Raw genomic sequence first — 18373 nt, forward strand, 5'->3', positions numbered from 1 at the left:
AGCGCACCAGCAGAAACAACCCCCCCCCCCCCCCCCCTCCCCCCCCCCCCCACCCCCCCCCACCCCCCCCCCCCCCCCCCCCCGCCGGGGGTCATTCGGTTGCGGGTTTTACTTCTCGGTCAGCGGCGAGGGCTCCGGGATGGTGTAACCCGACGGGCCGACGTTGGTCTCCAGCGACTTCTTCCAGCTGCCGTCCTGCTGCATCTTCTGGATGGCGTTGGCGATCGCGGTGCGGCTCTCGGCGTCGTCCTTCTTCAGGCCGACCCCGTAGTTCTCCTTGGTGAAGGGCTGGCCGACCAGCTTGAACTTGCCGGGGTTCTTCGCGGCGTACCCGGCCAGGATCACGTCGTCGGTGGTCAGCGCGTCGAGGCTGCCGTTCTCCAGCGCGGTGATGCAGTCGGAGTACTTGCCGTACTCCTGCAGCTGCGCTTCCTTGGAGAACTCGTCCTTGATCTTCTGCGCCGGGGTGGAACCCTTGACCGAGCACAGCTTCTTGCCGTTGAGGGCGGTGTTGCCGGTGATGTCGGTGTTGTCCGCGCGCACCAGCAGGCTCTGCCCGGCGACGAAGTACGGACCGGCGAAGGCCACCTTCTCCTTGCGCTTGTCGGTGATGGAGTAGGTGGCGACGATGAAGTCGACGTCACCCTTCTCGATCAGGTTCTCGCGCTCGGCGGACTGCGCTTCCTTCCAGGTGATCCCGGACTCTTCGACGCCCAGCTCCTTGGCGATGTACTTCGCCACGTCGACGTCGAAGCCCTCGGGCTTGCCCGACGGGGTCTGCAGACCGAGACCCGGCTGGTCGAACTTGATCCCGATGGTGATCTTCTTGTCTTCCTTGGCCCGCGCGACAAGGTTCTTGCTGCCGCCGTCCTCGCCGCCACCACAGGCGGCGAGCGTGAGGCCCGCAACCGCGACGACTGCGCTCATACGCAGAACTCGACTCAACCGCATCTGATCAGGTTCCTTCCTAGTGGGTCAGGATCTTGCCGAGGAAGTCCTTCGCGCGGTCGGACTTCGGGCTGGTGAAGAACTCGTCGGGCGTGGTGTCCTCGACGATTTCGCCGTCGGACATGAACACCACCCGGTGCGCGGCGCGGCGCGCGAAGCCCATCTCGTGGGTCACCACCAGCATGGTCATGCCCTCGGCGGCCAGGCTGGTCATCACGTCGAGCACCTCCTGGACCATCTCCGGGTCCAGTGCCGAGGTCGGCTCGTCGAACAGCATCACCTTCGGCCGCATGGCCAGCGCCCTGGCGATGGCCACGCGCTGCTGCTGGCCGCCGGAGAGCTGGGCCGGGTACTTGTCGGCCTGGTTGGCGATGCCGACGCGCTCCAGCAGTTCCATCGCGGTCTTGCGGGCGTCCGCGGCGGAGACCTTCCGGACCTTCTGCGGCGCGAGCATCACGTTCTCGACGATGGTCTTGTGGGCGAACAGGTTGAACGACTGGAAGACCATGCCGACGTCGGCGCGCAGCGCGGCGAGCGCCTTGCCCTCGGCGGGCAGCGGCTTGCCGTCGACGTGGATCTCGCCGGAGTTGATCGGCTCGAGGCGGTTGATCGCCCGGCACAGGGTGGACTTGCCCGAGCCGGACGGGCCGAGCACCACGACCACCTGGCCGCGCGGCACCTCGAAGTCGATGTCGCGCAGCACGTGCAGGTCGCCGAAGAACTTGTTCACGGCGGCCGCCTTGATCATCGGCGGCGCCGGCGTCGCTGTGGTCATCTGGCCTCCAGGCGGCGAGCTGCGGTGTCCTTCTTGGTTGCCGTAACTCTAGTCACACCCCGTATACGGCCCTTGTCGCAGGTCTGGACTGGGCCCTTTCGCGCATGACGAGTCGGCGATGGCGGAAACTTACTCTGCTCCGTCAGGGTGTAAAGCCCGCTTGACCAACACTTAGGGTTTCAAATCGATCTCAACCCCCGCGGGGAAAGGAGCCGGCGTGCGCGTTCTGCTCGTCGAGGACGACGACCGGGTGGCCGACGCACTGGTGCCGGCGCTGCTGCGCCGCGGCCTGTCGGTCCGCCGCCTGGCCTCGGGCGCGGAGGTGCTCGACCGGATCGCCGACGCCGACGTGGTGCTGCTCGACCTCGGCCTGCCCGACGTGGACGGCATGGTGCTGTGCTGGCGGATCCGGGAGATCAGCGACGTCGCCATCATCGTGGTCTCCGCCCGCGGGGAGGTCGACGACCGGATCCTCGGCCTGCGCTCGGGCGCCGACGACTACCTGGTCAAACCGTACGACGTGGACGAGCTCGTGGCCAGGGTGCACGCGGTCCGGCGGCGGCGCGGGGAACCGGCGCGGGCGGCCACCGGCGCGATCCGGGTGGCCGACGTGGTGATCGACCTCGACCGGCACGAGGTGACCGCGGGTGGTGAGGTGGTCACGCTCTCGCGCAAGGAGTTCGGCGTGCTGAAGCTGATCGCCGCCGAGGGCGGTGCGGTCTGCTCGCGGGACCGGCTGCTCACCGAGCTGTGGGGCAGGCGCGGGCAGGCGGAGAGCCGCTCACTGGACGTCCATGTCGCTACCCTGCGGACGAAGCTCGGCCGCGCCGAGCTGATCGAGACGGTGCGCGGGGTCGGTTACCGGCTGGGTGCGCGCCCGGACGGGGAGTGATCATTGCGGCTCCGGCTCCAGGCCACGGTGCTTTCGCTGGTCGCGCTGCTGGTGTTCGGGCTCGGCGTGCCGCTGGCGCTGAGCGTGGCGGGCAGCGCCGGGCAGACGCTGTTCCTCGACCGGCTGACCGACACCGCCCGGTTCGCCTCGCTGGCGCAGCGGCCGCTGATCCAGGGCCAGCCGGACCTGATCACCGCTGAACTGCGGCGGTACGCCGAGGTCTACGGCATCGCGGTGGCCGTGCTCAACCAGGACGGCCGCCCGACGGCCACCTCCGGCACGGTGCCCGGCGCGGTCCGGCTCGACCTGGCCGACACCCGGGTCGCCGGGCAGGTGCAGTCGGCGCTGGCGGGCCGCCACTCCGAGCCGGGGCCGATGCTGGTGCCGTGGGACGAGAGCACGCTGGTGCTGGCCGAGCCGGTGCTGATCGACGGCGACGTGCGCGGGGTGGTGGTGACCGAGTCGCCGACCGCGCAGGCGCGCCAGGAGGTGATGCTGTGGTGGGTGCTGATCGCCACCATCGGCATGATCGCCTTCTGCCTGGCCCTGCTGGTGGCGCTGCCGCTGGTGCGCTGGATCCTGCGGCCGGTGCGCCGGCTCGATGAGGCCACCGGGTCGCTGGTCGAGGCCGTGGTGAGCGGGCGCGAGGTGGCCAGGGTGGGGGACGAAGGCGGGCCCGCCGAACTGCGGCAGCTGGGCCGCTCGTTCGACATGATGGCCGCGAGCGTGGGGGAAGCGCTGGCCGCGCAACGGGCTTTCGTGGCCGACGCGTCGCACCAGCTGCGCAATCCGCTGACCGCGTTGAAGCTGCGGTTGGTCAACCTCGAAAGCCACGTGGCCGTGGAAGCCGAGGAACACCGCGTGGCCGCGGTCGCCGAGGCGGACCGGCTGAACCAGGTGCTCGACGGCCTGCTGTCGATGGCGCGCGCGGAAGCGTCGGCGGGTGAACTCGTCGCGGTCGACGTGGACACCGTGGTGGCCGACCGGGCGTCGGACTGGAACGTGGTCGCGGTCGCGCGTGAGGTGGACCTCGAAGTGGTCGGCTCGACCGACGGGGTGCGCGCGCTGGCGCCGCCGCGCGGGCTCGAAGCGGTGCTGGACGCCCTGCTGGACAACGCGCTCAAGTTCACCGGCGCCGGTACCGCGGTTCGAGTGGAGACCTCGGCACGGGGAGACACGGTGCGGTTGACCGTGCGGGATCACGGGCCGGGGTTGCGCGCGGAGGAACTGGAACGCGCCACGGACCGGTTCTGGCGCAGCACCGCGCACCAGAACGTGGCCGGTTCCGGCCTCGGGCTGTCGATCGTCGCGGAGATCGTGGCCAGGGCGGACGGCAAGCTGGAGCTCGACCTGCCCGAGGGCGGGGGGCTCAGGATCACCGTGGAACTGCCCGCTAGCCCTTGAGGGTGCGGTAGTACCGCATCGCGCCGGGGTGCAGCGCCATCGGCGCGGTTTCGATCGCCGGGCGCAGGTCGATCGACAACGCGGCGGTGTTCGCCTTGGCCAGTTCCGGGCGCGCGTCGAACAACCCGCGGGTGAGCGCCTCGGCCACGTCGTCGGACATGGTCGTCGGCACCACCAGGAAGTTGGGCACCACCAGCGTGGTCACCGGCCCGCCGGACTGCGGGTAGGTGGAGCCGGGAATGGTGGCCGTGCGGTAGACCGGGTTGATCCGGCGCATCGTGGGCATCGCCTCGCCGACGTCGATCAGCCGCAGCGGGATCCGGTTGGCCAGCGTGCTGATCGAATTGGTCGGCAGGCCACCGGACCAGAAGAAGGCGTCGATCTCCTGCCGTTCCAGCGCGCCGAGCGATTCGTCGAGGCCGAGGTAGCGCACGGTCAGCGAACCGGGGTCGCCGAGACCGCTGGCGTTGAGCAGCAGCTGCGCGATCACCGCCACCCCGGACTCCGGGGAACCGATGGCCACCCGGCGTCCGCGCAGGTCGGCCAGCGACCGCACCGGCGAGTCGGCGCGGACCACCACGTGCAGGTAGTCGTCGTAGATGCGGGCCAGCGCGACGAGCTGGGGGCCGCCGCTGGGATCGATGGCCACGTCCGCCGCGCTGAACGCCACGTCGGCGGTCCCCGCGCGCAGCCGCGCGAGGTTGTCGGGGGAGCCGCGGGTCTGCTGCACCTCCGGCCGGTCGATCGCCAGCCCGGCCGCCCACGCCCCGGCCAGCGGCTGCGCGAGCTGGTAGTAGACGCCCCGGTCGTTGCCCGCGGCGATCCGCAGCCGTGTGCCGGTGAAGTCCGGTCCGCAGGCCGTCAGCGCGGTGAGCAGCAGGAGCACGGCGGCGGTCACCCGTGTCAGAGCTGTCACGCCCGCAGATGGTGCCAGTTCCGCGACCGGAAGTGTCGTACATCCCGGTTACGATCCGGTAGTGCCGTGGTGGCACCCCAAGTAGCATGAGCGGTATGAAACTGAGCGTCAGCCTTTCCGACGAGGACGTGGCCTTCATCGACCACTACGCCGCCGCGGCGGACGTGCCGTCGCGCTCGGCCGTGGTGCACCGTGCGCTGGAACTGCTGCGGGCCTCGCAACTGGAGGACGACTACCGCGCCGCGTGGGAGGAGTGGGCCGCCCGCGGCGACGAGGCCGAATGGGACGCGGCCACCGGGGACGGGGTGCTGACGCGCTGATGCGGCGGGCCGAGATCCGGCTGGTCGACTTCGACCCCGCGCGCGGCAGCGAGTCGAACAAGACCAGACCGGCGGTGATCGTGAGCAACGACGGCGCCAACGCGGTGGCCGGGCGGCTGGGCCGCGGGGTGGTCACCGTGGTGCCGGTCACCTCCAACGTGCGCCGGGTGTTCCCGTTCCAGGTGCTGCTGCCCGCGGCCGAGTGCGGGCTGGCGGTGGACTCGAAGGCGCAGGCCGAGCAGGTCAGGTCGGTTTCGGTGGAGCGGGTCGGCCGCCGGGCGGGCAAGCTGACGCCCGCGCTGATGGAGCGGCTGGAGGCGGCGCTGCGCCTGCATCTCGGGCTGTGACCGGCGGGGCCTACCCTGGAGGCAGATTCGCCAAAGGAGCTTTTGTGTCCCGCACCTTCCAGATCCGCACGTTCGGCTGCCAGATGAACGTCCACGACTCCGAGCGCTTGGCCGGGCAGCTGGAGGCGGCGGGCTACGTGCCCGCCACCGACGACGCGCCGGACGTGGTGGTCTTCAACACCTGCGCGGTGCGGGAGAACGCCGACAACAAGCTGTACGGCACGCTCGGCCACCTCCGCCCGGCCAAGACCGCCAAGCCGGACATGCAGATCGCCGTCGGCGGCTGCCTGGCGCAGAAGGACCGCGGTGAGATCGTGCGGCGGGCGCCGTGGGTGGACGTGGTGTTCGGCACGCACAACATCGGCTCGCTGCCCGCCCTGCTCGAACGCGCCCGGCACAACACCGAGGCGCAGGTGGAGATCCTCGAGTCGCTGGAGACCTTCCCGTCCACGCTGCCCGCGCGCCGCGATTCGGCGTACTCGGGCTGGGTGTCGATCTCGGTGGGCTGCAACAACACCTGCACCTTCTGCATCGTGCCCTCGCTGCGCGGCAGGGAACGCGACCGCCGGCCGGGGGAGATCCTGGCCGAGGTCGAGGCGCTGGTCGCCGAAGGGGTGCTCGAGGTGACCCTGCTCGGGCAGAACGTGAACTCCTACGGCGTCGAGTTCGGCGAGCGCGACGCGTTCTCGAAGCTGCTGCGCTCGTGCGGTTCGGTGGCCGGGCTGGAGCGCGTCCGGTTCACCTCGCCGCACCCGGCCGCGTTCACCGACGACGTGATCGACGCGATGGCCGAGACGCCGAACGTCTGCCCGCAGCTGCACATGCCGCTGCAGTCCGGTTCCGACCGGGTGCTCAAGCAGATGCGCCGCTCCTACCGGTCCGCCCGGTTCCTGTCCATCTTGGACAAGGTGCGCGCGGCGATGCCGGAGGCGGCGATCACCACCGACATCATCGTCGGCTTCCCCGGCGAGACCGAAGAGGACTTCCAGGCCACCCTCGACGTGGTCCGCCAGGCCCGGTTCTCCAGCGCGTTCACCTTCCAGTACTCGAAGCGGCCGGGCACGCCCGCCGCCGAGATGCCGGGGCAGTTGCCGAAGGAGGTCGTGCAGGAGCGCTACGACCGGCTGGTCGCGCTGCAGAACGAGGTGGCGTGGGAGGAGAACGGGAAGCTGGTCGGCAGGCGGGTCGAGCTGCTGGTCGCGGCCGGTGAGGGCCGCAAGGACGCCGAGACGATGCGGATGAGCGGGCGCGCCCGCGACGGCAGGCTGGTGCACTTCACCCCCGGCGAGCGGCACGTGCGGCCGGGCGACGTGGTGGAGACCGTGATCACCTACGGCGCGCCGCACCACCTGGTGGCCGACGGCGAACTTCTCTCGCACCGCCGCACCCGGGCCGGCGACAACGCCGAAGCCGGGCTGCGGCCGAAGACCAACGGGGTGAGCCTCGGCCTGCCGGGCATCGGCGCGCCACCACCGCTGCCCGTGGCCACCGGGGGGTGCGCGCTGTGAGCACGCCGCCGAACCCCGAGCACGAGCTGGGTGCCGACGTCGACCAGGTGGTGCGCAAGGCATCGCGCACGGTCGACCTCGGGCACCGCGCCCTGGTCGTCTCGATCGCGGTGTTCGTGTTGATCGTCGGCATGCTGCTGCCCTGGGTCGGCGAGCACCCCGGCTGGCGGGTGCTCGCCGGGGACGCCGGGCCGATCCCGCAGCTGTTCGCGCTGACCTCGACCGGGTTCGGGGTGCTGGGTTCGATGCTGCTGCTGGTGACGCGGCGGTGGTGGATCGCGTGGGTCTGCGCCATCGGCGGCTGGTTCGCCTCGGTGGACGGCATGCTGGCGATCTGGTCGCAGCAGTCCTCGCAGGCCAGCGGCGCGGTCGGGGGCGGGCCGGGGTTCGGGCTGGTCCTCGCGGTGATCGCCACCGTGGTGATCGCCTTCCAGTGGCTGCGCGCGGCCTGGTCGCGCAGCTGAACCCGCCCGCCGCCGGTAGGGTTCACCCAAAGTGTCGTTCACGCACCCGAACGTGTGGGGGTTTGGTATGCACCCAACCGGTCAAGAGGTGGAGCAGCTACTGGCCGTGAAGGCCGTGCTGGCGGCCGAAGCAGCCCGGCTGGCGGCCCAGCACGCCGGCGCGGACGAGGTGCGGCGGCTGCGTGCCCTGTGCGCCGACGGTGAAGCCGCGAGCGCCGCCGACGACGTCGACGGCATGGTCGCCGCGAGCACCACCCTGCACGAGTGCGTCACCGAACTGTCCGGGAACCCGGCGCTGCTGGACTTCGTCGGGCAGGTCGACCTGCGGGTGAGCGCCCACTACCCGGCGATCACCCGGCAACGGGGGGCCCAGGCGTGGCGGGAACACCACGCCCTGGTCGACGCCATCGAACGGAAGGACCCGGAGTCCGCGGCCCGCATCATGCGCGAGCACGTCGACCACACCCGGGCCGCCTACCTGCAAACGCACCAGCCCACCCCGCCGCCTGCCCGCACCCGGCCGGCCCCGGTCCCGGCGCGGCGCCGTCGAAGCTTGCCGCGTCCCTGACCGGTCAAGGACAGATTTCCTTGTATTTGGTGCGAGGAGACCCCTCTTCTCGCACTTCGGCGGCTGGCGCGTTCGGTGGCGTCTCGCCGCTGTGCCGCCTGTTTGGGACGGGTGGGGCCTCCTCGCGATCAGCGCGAGGAGGCCCCACCCTTCACGAACCTCAGCGGTCGGCGATGGCGCGTTCGGCGGCGTCCAGCCATTCCCGCCACTGCGCCGCCTGTTCCTCCGCCTTCTTCGCGCGGCGCTCGTCACCGGCGGCTCTGGCCTTGGCGGCCTGCGACTCGAACTGCTCGACCCGCTCCCGGAACTGGGCCGCCCGTGCCTGTGCTTCGGGATCGGTGCGGCGCCACTTGCTTTCCTCGGCGCTGCGCACCCGGTCCTGCACGGCCTTGAGCCGCGAGTCGAGGTCGCGGATGCGTTCCCGCGGCACCTTCCCGATCTCGTCCCACCGCTCCTGGACCTTGCGCAGCTGGGCCTTCGCCGCCTCCAGGTTCGCGGCCGGGTCGATCTTCTCGGCCTCGGCGAGCAGTTCCTCCTTCTTCGCCGCGTTGCCGGAGAACTCGGCGTCGCGCTCGGAGAACGCCGCCGAGCGGCGGGCGAAGAAGGCGTCCTGCGCCGCGCGGAACCGCTGCCACAGCGCGTCGTCGCTGTCCTTGGGGGCGCGGCCGGCGGCCTTCCACTCGCCCATCAGTTCCTTGTACCTGGCGGCGGTCGGCCCCCAGGCATCCGAGTCGGCCAGCGACTCGGCCTCGGCGATCAGCTCCTCCTTGCGGGACTTCGCCGCGGCACGCTGCTTGTCCAGCTCGGCGAAGTGCGAACCCCGGCGGCGGTTGAACGCCTCGCGGGCCTTGGAGAACCGGCGCCACAGCTCGTCGTCGGTCTTGCGGTCGACGCCCTTGATCGTCTTCCACTCGTCGAGGATGGCGCGCAGCCGGTCACCCGCGGCCTTCCACTGGGTGGAGTCGGCGGCGATCTTCTCCGCCTCCTCGGCCAGCGCCTGCTTGCGCCCGACCGCCACCTCGCGAGCCTGCTCGCGTTCCTGCTTCGCGTCCGCGAGCGAGCGTTCGGCGTGCGCGATCACGTGGTCGACCCGGACGGCCAGCGCCGCGAGGTCGCCGACCACCGCCGCGTCGGCCAGGCCGTCGCGCAGCTGCGTCGCGCTGGTCAGCGCGTGCTTCGGATCACCGGCTCCCGAGGCCAGCCGCGTCTCCAGCAGTTCCACCTCGGTGCGCAGGTCGTCGAACCGGCGCGCGAAGTGCAGCAGGCCCTCTTCCGGGGTGCCCGCCTGCCACACGCCGATCGCGCGTTCACCGTCCGCCCCGCGAACGTAGACCGTGCCCTCCTCGTCCACCCGGCCCCAGCGGTCCGGGTGTGGTTCCGCCGGCGGCACCGGCGGAACCGGCTGGCCAACGGTGTGCGCGTGCGGCACCGGGTGGGGTGCCGGGGCTTCCGGGGCCGCGGTTTCCTGCGTGCCCTCGGTTGTCTTCTCCGCCATGGCAGGCTCCTTATCGCCTGTACGCCCGCTCGCGCGGGCGCCCCACCAACGGTGGGGCCGGGTCGTGCCGCTGCCGGACCACGCTCGTGTCCGTCGTGGCATTCAAACAGGTCAAGGCGCGTCGTGGTACATGGTGCTCGCATCAGGACCCGCTTTCGAGTGGCGGGGTAACGTCGGACAGCGTGATCACACGTGCCGTCGTGGTGCCGCAGCCGCCGCTGCTGGTGCCCGAAATCGCCGCCGGGGCGCGCCGGGAAACCGCTGGACTGCGGACCGCCTGCGTGACCGCCGCGGGCAGGCTCGCCGAGGTCGCGAGCCGCTGGATCGCCGTCGGCACCGGCGAGGGAACCACCCCGCCCAGCGCGTGCGGTTCGTTCCGCGGGTACGGCGTCGACGTGGGCGTCCGGCTGTCCGAGGCGCCCGGGGCCGAGCCCGCCGAACTGCCGCTGTCCGCGCTGATCACCGGCTGGCTGCGTGAACGGGCGGGGGCCGCCGAGGCCACGGTGCACGGGTTCCCGCCGGACACCCCCGCCGACCGGAGCGCCGAGGTCGCCGCCTCGCTCGCCGAACGGCACCCCGGCCACGGCCTGCTCGTGCTCGGCGACGGCGCGAACCGGCACGGTCCGCGCTCACCCGGCGGGGAGCACGAGCGCGCCCCCGAGTTCGACACCGCCGTCGCCGAAGCGCTCGCCAACGCCGACACCGGCGCACTGCTGGCGCTGGACGCCGGTTCCTGCGCCGAACTGGGCGCGGGCGGGCGGTTCCCGTGGCAGGTGCTCGCCTCGCTGGCCGAGGGCACCACCTGGCACGCCGAACTGCTCTACACCGGGGCGCCGTTCGGCGTCGGGTACCACGTCGCGGTCTGGACCAGGGCGTGATCCGGCCGATCGCGGTGGTCGGCCCGACCGCCACCGGCAAGTCCGAACTGGCCGTCGCACTCGCCACCGCACTGGGTGGCGAGGTGATCAACGCCGACGCCATGCAGCTCTACCGCGGCATGGACATCGGCACCGCGAAGGTGACCGCCGAGGAACGCCGCGGTGTGCCCCACCACCTGCTCGACGTGCTGGACGTGACCGAAACCGCGTCCGTGGCGGCCTACCAGCGCGAGGCCCGCGCCTGCGCGGAGCAGCTGATCGCCGCGGGCCGGGTGCCGGTGTTCGTCGGCGGTTCCGGGTTGTACGTGCAGGCGATCGTCGACGAACTCCGGTTCCCCGGCACCGATCCGGCGGTCCGCGCGCGGCTGGAGGCCGAAGCCGCCGAAGCGGGCGCGGCCGTGCTCCACCAGCGGCTCACCGGTCTCGATCCGCAGGCGGCCGCGGCGATCCTGCCGTCGAACACCCGGCGGATCGTCCGTGCGCTGGAGGTCATCGAGATCACCGGCGAACCGTTTTCGGCGAACCTGCCCCGGCCGGGGGAGCCGCGCTACGGCACCGCGATGATCGGGATCGACCGCGAGGTCGCCGACCTGGACGCCCGGGTGGACCTGCGGGTGGAGCGCATGTTCGCCGCCGGGTTGGCCGACGAGGTGCGGGAACTGGAGCGGCACGGGCTGCGCGACGGGAAAACCGCCTCGCGGGCACTGGGTTACCAGCAGGTCCTGGAGCACGGGGACGACCTCGGAGCCGCGGCGGCGGCCACCGCGCAGGCGACCCGCCGGTTCGTGCGGCGGCAACGCTCCTGGTTCCGCCGCGACCAGCGGATCCGCTGGTTTCCCGGCGCCGCGCCGGAACTGGCCGAGCGGGTGCTGGATAAGCTCTGACCATGGGCGGAATCGAGTTCCTCAAGGGACACGGCACGCAGAACGACTTCGTGCTGCTCCCCGATCCAGCCGCACGGCTGGACCTGACCCCGGCGCGGGTCGCCGCCCTCTGCGACCGGCAGCGCGGGCTCGGCGCGGACGGGGTGCTGCGCGTGGTGCGCGCCGCCGACCTGGGCGTGGAGTCGGCGGGCGAGTGGTTCATGGACTACCGCAACGCCGACGGATCGGTCGCCGAGATGTGCGGCAACGGCGTGCGCGTGTTCGCCCGCTACCTGCTCGACGCCGGACTGGTCACCACGCCGGAGTTCGTGGTCGGCAGCCGGGCGGGCGACCGGCCGGTGGTGACCCGCCCCGACCGGTCGGTGACCGTGCGGATGGGACCGGCCGCCGTCACCGGTGCCTCGGTGACCATGGTCGGCGGGCGGTCGTTCTCCGGGGTGGCGGTCGACGTCGGCAACCCGCACCTGGTGTCGTTCACCGACGACGACGTGGCCGGGCTCGACCTGCGCGACCAGCCCGCCTTCGACAGCGACTTCTTCCCCGAAGGGGTGAACCTGGAGTTCGTCAACACCCTCGGCGAGGGGCACCTGCGCATGCGCGTGTACGAGCGCGGCGTGGGGGAGACGCGGGCGTGCGGGACCGGCACGGTGGCCGTGGTGGCCGCCGCCTTGCACCTGGCCGGGCTCGAAGCCGGGGAGTCCGTCGTGGACATCCCGGGTGGACAGGTGGTCGTCACGGTGGCGCCCGGCGAGTCCACGCTGACCGGTCCGGCCGAGATCGTCGCCAGGGGTGAGCTGGACGAGGCGTGGTGGGCGGCTAACGCCTGACCACCTCGGCGGGGGCCGCCGGGATGTCGCGCAGGTGGCGCAGCGGTGAGGCGAGCACCCACAGCAACGCCAGCGCTTCCCCGGCGGCCGCGATCCACAGCGTGTTCCGGATGCCGATGAACTCGCCGAGCACACCGCCGGTCATCGAGCCGATCGGCAGCACACCCCACACCACGAACCGCACGCTGGCGTTCATCCGCCCGAGCAGCCGGTCCGGGCAGATCGCCTGCCGGTAGCTGACCTGCGCGACGTTGTAGACGATCACGCCGTAACCGAAGACGACCAGTCCGGCCACGACGAAGCCGAGGCGCCAGCCGGGGGCGGCGAGCGGCACCAGCAGGTGCGCCGGCCAGGTCAGCAGCGGCACCAGCCAGATCGCCCGCGCCTGCCCGATCCGCCGGTTGAGCGCACCGGAGGTGAGCGCGCCGAGCACGCTGCCCGCCCCGCCCGCGGCGAGCAGCACGCCGACCGCGGCCGCCGACAGGCCCAGCGTGCGGGTCAGGAACAGCATTTCGACGGCGAGGAAAACGCCGTTCGCCAGGTTCGCGGTCGCGGTCGCCGCGGTGATCGCGCGCAGCGTGCGGTTGCCGAAGACGAACCGCAGCCCTTCGGCGATCTGGGCGGACAGCTTCGGGTTGTCGTGCGGTTCCGGCTGCGGTTCGGCGCGGCGGATGCGCAGCAGGCACAACGCCGAGGTGAGGAAGCCCAGCCCGGTCACCAGCACCGCGTTCGCCGGGCCGAACAGCTGCGCGAGCCCACCGCCGATGCCGGGGCCTGCCACGTGCGACACCGACTGGCTGGACTGGAGCTTCGCGTTGCCTTCGAGCAGCTGGTCGCGGCCGACCAGCGAGGGCAGGTACGACTGGTAGGCCACGTCGAAGAACACCGTGCACACCCCCACCAGCAGCGCGACCACCACCAGCTGCACCAGCGTGAGCACCCCCGCCCACCAGGCCAGCGGCACCGACAGCAGCAGCGCCGCCCTGGCGAAGTCGGCCCGCAGCATCAGCGGCCGCCGCCGGAGGCGATCCACCCAGGCACCGGCGGGCAGGCCGATGAGCAGGAACGCCAGCGTCTCGGCCGCGCCCAGCACGCCCATCTCGAGCGGGCTCGCGGCCAGCGCGGTGGCCGCGAGCAGGGGGAGCACGGTCTGCCCGACGAAGGTGCCGAGCTGGCTGGCGGTGTCACCGGCCCACAGCCGGCGGAAGTCGGCATGCCGCCACAGGGAATCCTCACGCACGACGGCAGTCAAGCGGAAGTGATTGGAAAGTGTCAATCACTTTGCCGACGTAGGCTGACCGCCGTGAGCAGGGCACAACGGACCGCGACCGAAGCCGAGGCGAACGCGCTGGCTTCGGGAATACGCCTGCGCATCATCCGGTTGACCTTCAAGGAAGCGCTGACCAACAAGGAACTGGCGCACCGGCTGGGCAAGGACCCGGCGACCGTGCTCCACCACGTGCGCAAGCTGGTGGACACCGGTTTCCTGGCGCCGCAACCGCCCCGCCGCGGCAACCGCGGCGCGAAGGAGATCCCGTACCTGTCGACCGGACTGTCCTGGAACCTGGAATTCGACGAGAGCGAGGAGCTGGGGCGGGCCTCGCTGGAGGCATACCTCGCCGAAGTCGGCGAGGTCGGAACGGCAGAGGTCGAGCAGACGCGCCTGGTGGTGCAGCTGCCGGAGGAGCAGCACGCGGAGTTCAAGCGCCGCCTCCACGGACTGCTCGCGGAGTTCGCCGAACGCCCGGTCGACCCCGGCGGCGAGCGGACCGCGGTGTACCTGGCGCTGTACCCGAGCAAGTAATCCATTCGGCACTTCCCGCGGATCGTGGGACCATGGAAGGACGATGACGGAACTGACACACACTGATATGGCAGCCGAACTCGACGGCGAGGAGCTGTCGATCGGCGAGCTGGAACTGGAAGACCGCGCCTCGCTGCGCCGCGTCGCCGGGCTCTCCACCGAGCTCGAGGACGTCACCGAAGTCGAATACCGGCAGCTCCGCCTGGAGCGGGTGGTCCTGGTCGGGGTCTGGACCGAGGGGACCGCCGCGCAGTCGGAAGCCTCGCTGGCCGAACTCGCCCGGCTCGCCGAGACGGCGGGCTCGGAGGTGCTCGAGGGCATCGTCCAGCGCCGCAGCCGGCCGGACCCGGCCACCTACATCGGCTCGGGCAAGGTCCGCGAGCTGTTCGACATCGTGCGCGCCACCGGCGCCGACACGGTGATCTGCGACGGTGAGCTCTCGCCCGGCCAGCTGCGTCAGCTGGAGGCCAAGCTCAAGGTCAAGGTGGTCGACCGGACCGCGTTGATCCTGGACATCTTCGCCCAGCACGCCAGCTCCAAGGAGGGCAAGGCCCAGGTCGAGCTGGCCCAGCTGCAGTACCTGATCCCGCGGCTGCGGGGCTGGGGTGAATCGCTGTCCCGGCAGGCCGGTGGCCGGGCCGGTGGCGCCAACGGCGGCGTGGGCCTGCGTGGTCCCGGTGAGACCAAGCTGGAGACCGACCGGCGGCGGATCAACAAGCGCGTGGCCAAGCTGCGCCGCGAGATCGCCTCGATGGACACCATCCGCGAGACCAAGCGCGGGCGCCGCGTGGCCAACGAGGTGCCCAGCGTGGCCATCGTCGGCTACACCAACGCCGGCAAGTCGAGCCTGCTCAACGCCATCACCGGGGCCGGGGTGCTGGTGGAGGACGCGTTGTTCGCCACCCTCGACCCGACCACGCGCCGCGCGGAGACGCCAGACGGCCGCACCTTCACGCTGACCGACACCGTCGGCTTCGTGCGGCACCTGCCGCACCAGCTGGTCGACGCCTTCCGCTCCACGCTGGAGGAGGCGGCCGACGCCGACCTGCTGCTGCACGTGGTCGACGGCTCCGACCCGGCGCCGGAGGAGCAGGTCAACGCGGTGCGCGACGTGCTCGCCGAGATCACCCGCAAGCGCAGCGAACCGCTGCCGCCGGAACTGCTGGTGATCAACAAGGCCGACGCCGCCGACGAGGTCACCCTGGCCCGCCTGCGGCACCTGCTGCCCGGCGCGCTGGTGGTCTCCGCCCAGACGGGTGAAGGCATCGACCAGCTGAGCGCCGCCATCGCCGAGCGCGTGCCGCGGCCGGACGTGGTGGTCGACGCGGTGGTCCCGTACACCCGCGGCGAGCTGGTGGCCAGGGTGCACGCCGACGGCGAGGTGCTCACCGAGGAGCACATCGAGGAGGGCACGCACCTGCGGGCGCGGGTCCACCCCGAGCTGGCCGCCGCGCTGGAGACCTTCGCGGTCAACGGCTCGCCCGCGTGACCCAGTACCTTCGACAGCGGAGGATCTTCCTTTCGCTGACGGAGGTGGGTGGGTGCGCGGTCGGGCGTGCGCGGTGGTGCTCGCGGCGGTGTTGACGGTGCTGGTGCCGTCGCCCGCCGCCGTCGCCGAGGAGGTGCCCGCGCCGGAATCGCTGTGCACGGTGCGCGACTCGCGGCTGGCGGAGCTGTCCGGCCTCGCGGCCGACGGCGACCGCTGGTACGCGATGGGTGACGGCGGCACCAAACTGCAGGTGGTGGTGCTGGGCCGGGACTGCGCCGTGCAGAAGGTGATCTCCGCCGCGGTCGATCCGTACGACGTGGAGGACCTGGCCAGGGCGTCGGACGGCACGCTCTGGCTGGCCGACACCGGCGACAACCGCAAGCAGCGCGAGACCGTGGCGCTGCACGCGCTCACCCCGGCAGGCAAGGCCACGCTCTACCGGCTCACCTATCCCGACGGCCAGCACGACGCCGAAGCGCTGCTGCTCGACGGCTCGGGCACCCCCTTCGTGGTCACCAAGAACGTGCTCGGCCGGGCCGAGGTGTACAAACCGGCGGGCGAGCTGAAGAGCCCCGGGCCGAACCCCCTGGAGAAGGTGGGCACGCTGGACATCGCCACCACCGACACCCCCGGCGGCCCGGTCGGCGGGGTCGGCTCCATGCTGGTCACCGGTGGTGCGGTGAGCCCGGACGGCAAAACCGTCGCCCTGCGCACCTACACCGACGCCTACCTCTACCCCGCGCCCGACGGCGACGTGGCGGCCGCGCTCAAGCAGAACCCCGTGCGGGTGCCGTTGCCGGACGAACCGCAGGGCGAGGCCATCGCCTTCGAGCCGGACGGCACGCTGCTCTCCGCCAGTGAAGGCACCGGCCAGCCCGTGCGCGCCGTCCGCGGTGCCGCGGCACTGGCCGCGGGCGCGACCCCGGCCGCCGAGCAGCGGGGTGCGACCGGGGCCACCGGCGACCCCGTGGCCGGTGGATCCGAATCCGGTATCCCGCTGCTGCCGGCGGCGGGCATCGCCGTGCTCGCCGCGCTCGGGCTGGTTTTCCTGGTGGGCCGCGTGCGCCGGTTGCGCCGCGGTTAGGGCCCGGCAAGCTCCGCTCGCGAAACTCGGCGAGCGGGCCTGCCGGAACGCGCTCAGAGCCGCCGCAGTACCGCCACCACCTTGCCGAGGATCGTCGCGTCGTCACCCGGGATGGGGTCGTACGCCTCGTTGTGCGGCATCAGCCAGACGTGCCCGTCCTTGAGCTTGTACGTCTTCACGGTGGCCTCGCCGTCGATCATCGCGGCCACGATCTCGCCGTTGTTCGCGGTGGGCTGCTGGCGCACCACCACCCAGTCGCCGTCGGTGATCGCCGCGTCGACCATCGAGTCACCGGTGACGCTGAGCAGGAAGACGTCACCCTCGCCGACGATGTCCTTCGGCAGCGGGTAGACCTCTTCCACCGACTGCTCGGCCAGCACCGGGCCACCGGCGGCGATCCGGCCGACCAGCGGCACGTAGGCCGGCTTGGGCATCTGCGAGATCGGCGTGCCCGGCTCGGCGTCCGCGGCCAGCACGCCCACCGCGCGCGGGCGGTTCGCGTCGCGGCGCAGGTAACCCTTGCGCTGCAGGGCACGCAGCTGGTGGGAAACCGAGGAGGTCGAGTTCAGCCCGACCGCTTCGCCGATCTCCCGCACGCTCGGCGGGTAGCCGAAGCGGTCGACCCAGGCCCGGATGACTTCGAGGACCTGCGACTGCCGGACGGTCAAGCTCTCGTCGGCGTCCTCGGGCTCCCGAAGCGCGGGTATCTTGCTGCCCGGCGGGCCCTTCCTGACACTCACTGTGGTTCGCCTCCAGGTGCTGGCGGCCGGTGGACGGGGTCTGCCACCGGCTCGGTTCGGTTGCCGGGCCCCTGGCCGCCCGCGCGCGGAACGCGGGCACCGGGACCCCTGCTTGCGACGCTAGCCCGCCACGGGGTGGAGATCAAACATTTGTTCGACCGACACGCCGGGCGCCGCTCGATTTTGCGGCTCCCGGGTGGTACACATTCGCACGGGAGTTCGATAGAACGCCTGTTCGAGGTCCGGTGCCAGCGTACCGGGCCGCGGAGGACGGCCGCGAGGAGGTTCGGCGATGTCGATGCTGGTCGACGTGAGCGACGTGCGGGGAGTGGTGGTCAGGCGGGGGGTCCTGATCGACGAGAACGTCACGGTCGACGACGCGCCACCGGCGGCGCGCCGTGGGGTGCGCAAACGGGCCAGGGGCGAGGTGCGGCGGCCGCCGCACCGGCCGCGCGTGGTGGCCGGCCTGCGTGCGGTGCCGGAGGTGGGGTGCGCCCCGGCGCGCGGCGGGGCGCGCTGGCCGTGGCTGGCCGCGACGGCGGTGGCCGCCGGTCTGGTGGTGGCCGGTTTCGGCCTGCTCGCCGGCGCGATGGCCGCGCCGGTGCCCGCGCGGACCGCGGTGGTCTCGGTCGCGCCGGGGGAGACGCTGTGGGACGTGGCCGGGCGCGTGGCGCCGAGCAGTGACGCCGCGGCCGTGGTCGACCGCATCCGCGAACTGAACCGGCTCGACGGCGCCGGCCTGGTGCCGGGCATGCCGATCGAGGTGCCCGCCGAATCCGCTGCCCGCTGAGAGGCGGGTGCCCGACAAGACCGAAACCGGAGGTGTGCTGGACGTTGCCCGGCCATCGGCGCGGCGGTGGGACCGCTGCTCGGCGTTCACCCGGTTCAGCGGCGTTGCGCGCTTGCGGGCCGTCCGGAGCGCTCCTAGAGTCCACCCCTACATCTAGTGGTAACACGCCTGAAGTCGGTCCACAGCTTGGGGTAGAATCGGAGCCGGTTGTCCAGGGTGAGCACACCCGCCGCGGAAGGA

General features: G+C 72.0%; 20 protein-coding genes. 14 read left to right on the forward strand and 6 right to left on the reverse strand.

Features of this window, described 5'->3' with window-relative positions:
- Nucleotides 1-108 precede the first annotated feature (108 nt).
- Together AC07EG_RS09725 and AC07EG_RS09730 are read right to left on the reverse strand one after the other, a co-directional pair.
- A complete protein-coding gene (locus AC07EG_RS09725) occupies nt 109-927 on the reverse strand; it encodes a glutamate ABC transporter substrate-binding protein (RefSeq protein ID WP_478252630.1) in 819 nt (272 codons plus the stop codon).
- 40 nt (nt 928-967) lie between these two features.
- Complete coding sequence (locus AC07EG_RS09730) at nt 968-1696, reverse strand: amino acid ABC transporter ATP-binding protein (protein ID WP_478253074.1); 729 nt, start codon at nt 1694-1696, stop codon at nt 968-970.
- A gap of 244 nt (nt 1697-1940) precedes the next feature.
- On the opposite strand from AC07EG_RS09730, the gene AC07EG_RS09735 reads away from it, so the two are divergent.
- Both AC07EG_RS09735 and AC07EG_RS09740 read left to right on the forward strand, forming a co-directional pair.
- Nucleotides 1941-2615: a response regulator transcription factor gene (locus AC07EG_RS09735; RefSeq protein ID WP_478252631.1), complete on the forward strand. Its 675-nt coding sequence runs from the start codon at nt 1941-1943 to the stop codon at nt 2613-2615.
- 3 nt (nt 2616-2618) lie between these two features.
- Nucleotides 2619-4019 carry a sensor histidine kinase gene (locus AC07EG_RS09740; protein ID WP_478252632.1) on the forward strand — a complete coding sequence of 467 codons (1401 nt, stop codon included), beginning with the start codon at nt 2619-2621 and terminating at the stop codon, nt 4017-4019.
- Here AC07EG_RS09740 and AC07EG_RS09745 read toward each other — a convergent pair.
- Nucleotides 4009-4935 (reverse strand): TAXI family TRAP transporter solute-binding subunit, encoded by a 927-nt coding sequence (locus AC07EG_RS09745; RefSeq protein WP_478252633.1) that lies wholly within the window; start codon nt 4933-4935, stop codon nt 4009-4011. The genes AC07EG_RS09740 and AC07EG_RS09745 overlap by 11 nt on opposite strands.
- 95 nt (nt 4936-5030) lie before the next feature.
- On the opposite strand from AC07EG_RS09745, the gene AC07EG_RS09750 reads away from it, so the two are divergent.
- The 5 genes from AC07EG_RS09750 (at nt 5031) to AC07EG_RS09770 (ending at nt 8142) form a co-directional block, all read left to right on the forward strand.
- Entirely contained in the window at nt 5031-5255 is a 225-nt protein-coding gene (locus tag AC07EG_RS09750; RefSeq protein ID WP_478252634.1) for a ribbon-helix-helix protein, CopG family, read from the forward strand.
- Nucleotides 5255-5602 (forward strand): type II toxin-antitoxin system PemK/MazF family toxin, encoded by a 348-nt coding sequence (locus tag AC07EG_RS09755; protein WP_478252635.1) that lies wholly within the window; start codon nt 5255-5257, stop codon nt 5600-5602. Before AC07EG_RS09750 ends, AC07EG_RS09755 begins: the two co-directional genes overlap by 1 nt.
- 44 nt (nt 5603-5646) lie before the next feature.
- On the forward strand, nt 5647-7110 hold the full coding sequence (gene miaB / locus AC07EG_RS09760; protein ID WP_478252636.1) for a tRNA (N6-isopentenyl adenosine(37)-C2)-methylthiotransferase MiaB: 1464 nt from the start codon (nt 5647-5649) through the stop codon (nt 7108-7110).
- Nucleotides 7107-7574 (forward strand): Rv2732c family membrane protein, encoded by a 468-nt coding sequence (locus tag AC07EG_RS09765; RefSeq protein WP_478252637.1) that lies wholly within the window; start codon nt 7107-7109, stop codon nt 7572-7574. Before miaB ends, AC07EG_RS09765 begins: the two co-directional genes overlap by 4 nt.
- 88 nt (nt 7575-7662) lie before the next feature.
- The gene (locus AC07EG_RS09770) at nt 7663-8142 is read left to right on the forward strand and encodes a GntR family transcriptional regulator (protein ID WP_478252638.1); all 480 of its coding nucleotides are present in this window, start codon (nt 7663-7665) and stop codon (nt 8140-8142) included.
- 160 nt (nt 8143-8302) lie between these two features.
- Here the strand turns inward: AC07EG_RS09770 and AC07EG_RS09775 are convergent, their stop codons facing one another.
- The gene (locus AC07EG_RS09775; RefSeq protein ID WP_478252639.1) at nt 8303-9637 is read right to left on the reverse strand and encodes a DUF349 domain-containing protein; all 1335 of its coding nucleotides are present in this window, start codon (nt 9635-9637) and stop codon (nt 8303-8305) included.
- Between the two features lie 182 nt (nt 9638-9819).
- Here AC07EG_RS09775 and AC07EG_RS09780 point away from each other — a divergent pair, with 182 nt between their 5' ends.
- From AC07EG_RS09780 to dapF, 3 genes are read left to right on the forward strand one after another with little or no spacing between them, the layout of a single operon-like run.
- A complete protein-coding gene (locus tag AC07EG_RS09780; RefSeq protein WP_478252640.1) occupies nt 9820-10515 on the forward strand; it encodes a class III extradiol dioxygenase subunit B-like domain-containing protein in 696 nt (231 codons plus the stop codon).
- Nucleotides 10512-11399, forward strand: coding sequence for a tRNA (adenosine(37)-N6)-dimethylallyltransferase MiaA (gene miaA, locus AC07EG_RS09785; RefSeq protein WP_478252641.1), 888 nt, complete (start codon nt 10512-10514; stop codon nt 11397-11399). Before AC07EG_RS09780 ends, miaA begins: the two co-directional genes overlap by 4 nt.
- A gap of 2 nt (nt 11400-11401) precedes the next feature.
- The gene (dapF, locus tag AC07EG_RS09790; RefSeq protein ID WP_478252642.1) at nt 11402-12226 is read left to right on the forward strand and encodes a diaminopimelate epimerase; all 825 of its coding nucleotides are present in this window, start codon (nt 11402-11404) and stop codon (nt 12224-12226) included.
- Here dapF and AC07EG_RS09795 read toward each other — a convergent pair.
- Nucleotides 12216-13466: an MFS transporter gene (locus AC07EG_RS09795; protein ID WP_478252644.1), complete on the reverse strand. Its 1251-nt coding sequence runs from the start codon at nt 13464-13466 to the stop codon at nt 12216-12218. The two genes, dapF and AC07EG_RS09795, sit on opposite strands and share 11 nt — an antisense overlap.
- Before the next feature lie 63 nt (nt 13467-13529).
- Here AC07EG_RS09795 and AC07EG_RS09800 point away from each other — a divergent pair, with 63 nt between their 5' ends.
- From AC07EG_RS09800 to AC07EG_RS09810, 3 genes are read left to right on the forward strand one after another with little or no spacing between them, the layout of a single operon-like run.
- Complete coding sequence (locus AC07EG_RS09800) at nt 13530-14030, forward strand: ArsR/SmtB family transcription factor (protein WP_478252645.1); 501 nt, start codon at nt 13530-13532, stop codon at nt 14028-14030.
- A gap of 43 nt (nt 14031-14073) precedes the next feature.
- Nucleotides 14074-15519 (forward strand): GTPase HflX, encoded by a 1446-nt coding sequence (hflX, locus tag AC07EG_RS09805; RefSeq protein ID WP_478252646.1) that lies wholly within the window; start codon nt 14074-14076, stop codon nt 15517-15519.
- 52 nt (nt 15520-15571) lie between these two features.
- A complete protein-coding gene (locus AC07EG_RS09810; protein ID WP_478252647.1) occupies nt 15572-16603 on the forward strand; it encodes a hypothetical protein in 1032 nt (343 codons plus the stop codon).
- A 53-nt stretch (nt 16604-16656) separates the two neighbouring features.
- Here the strand turns inward: AC07EG_RS09810 and lexA are convergent, their stop codons facing one another.
- A complete protein-coding gene (lexA, locus tag AC07EG_RS09815; protein WP_478253075.1) occupies nt 16657-17310 on the reverse strand; it encodes a transcriptional repressor LexA in 654 nt (217 codons plus the stop codon).
- Between the two features lie 325 nt (nt 17311-17635).
- On the opposite strand from lexA, the gene AC07EG_RS09820 reads away from it, so the two are divergent.
- On the forward strand, nt 17636-18133 hold the full coding sequence (locus AC07EG_RS09820; protein WP_478252648.1) for a LysM peptidoglycan-binding domain-containing protein: 498 nt from the start codon (nt 17636-17638) through the stop codon (nt 18131-18133).
- Nucleotides 18134-18373: the final 240 nt, after the last annotated feature.

This window comes from Amycolatopsis sp. NPDC045836 (assembly GCF_056431745.1).

Bases quoted from the DNA above. Each gene is read 5' to 3' on its own strand.
- AC07EG_RS09725 (WP_478252630.1), bottom strand. From the start codon at position 927: ATGAGCGCAGTCGTCGCGGTTGCGGGCCTCACGCTCGCCGCCTGTGGT.
- AC07EG_RS09730 (WP_478253074.1), bottom strand. From the start codon at position 1,696: ATGATCAAGGCGGCCGCCGTGAACAAGTTCTTCGGCGACCTGCACGTG.
- AC07EG_RS09750 (WP_478252634.1), top strand. From the start codon at position 5,031: ATGAAACTGAGCGTCAGCCTTTCCGACGAGGACGTGGCCTTCATCGAC.
- AC07EG_RS09755 (WP_478252635.1), top strand. From the start codon at position 5,255: ATGCGGCGGGCCGAGATCCGGCTGGTCGACTTCGACCCCGCGCGCGGC.
- AC07EG_RS09775 (WP_478252639.1), bottom strand. From the start codon at position 9,637: ATGGCGGAGAAGACAACCGAGGGCACGCAGGAAACCGCGGCCCCGGAA.
- dapF (WP_478252642.1), top strand. From the start codon at position 11,402: ATGGGCGGAATCGAGTTCCTCAAGGGACACGGCACGCAGAACGACTTC.
- hflX (WP_478252646.1), top strand. From the start codon at position 14,074: ATGACGGAACTGACACACACTGATATGGCAGCCGAACTCGACGGCGAG.
- AC07EG_RS09820 (WP_478252648.1), top strand. From the start codon at position 17,636: ATGTCGATGCTGGTCGACGTGAGCGACGTGCGGGGAGTGGTGGTCAGG.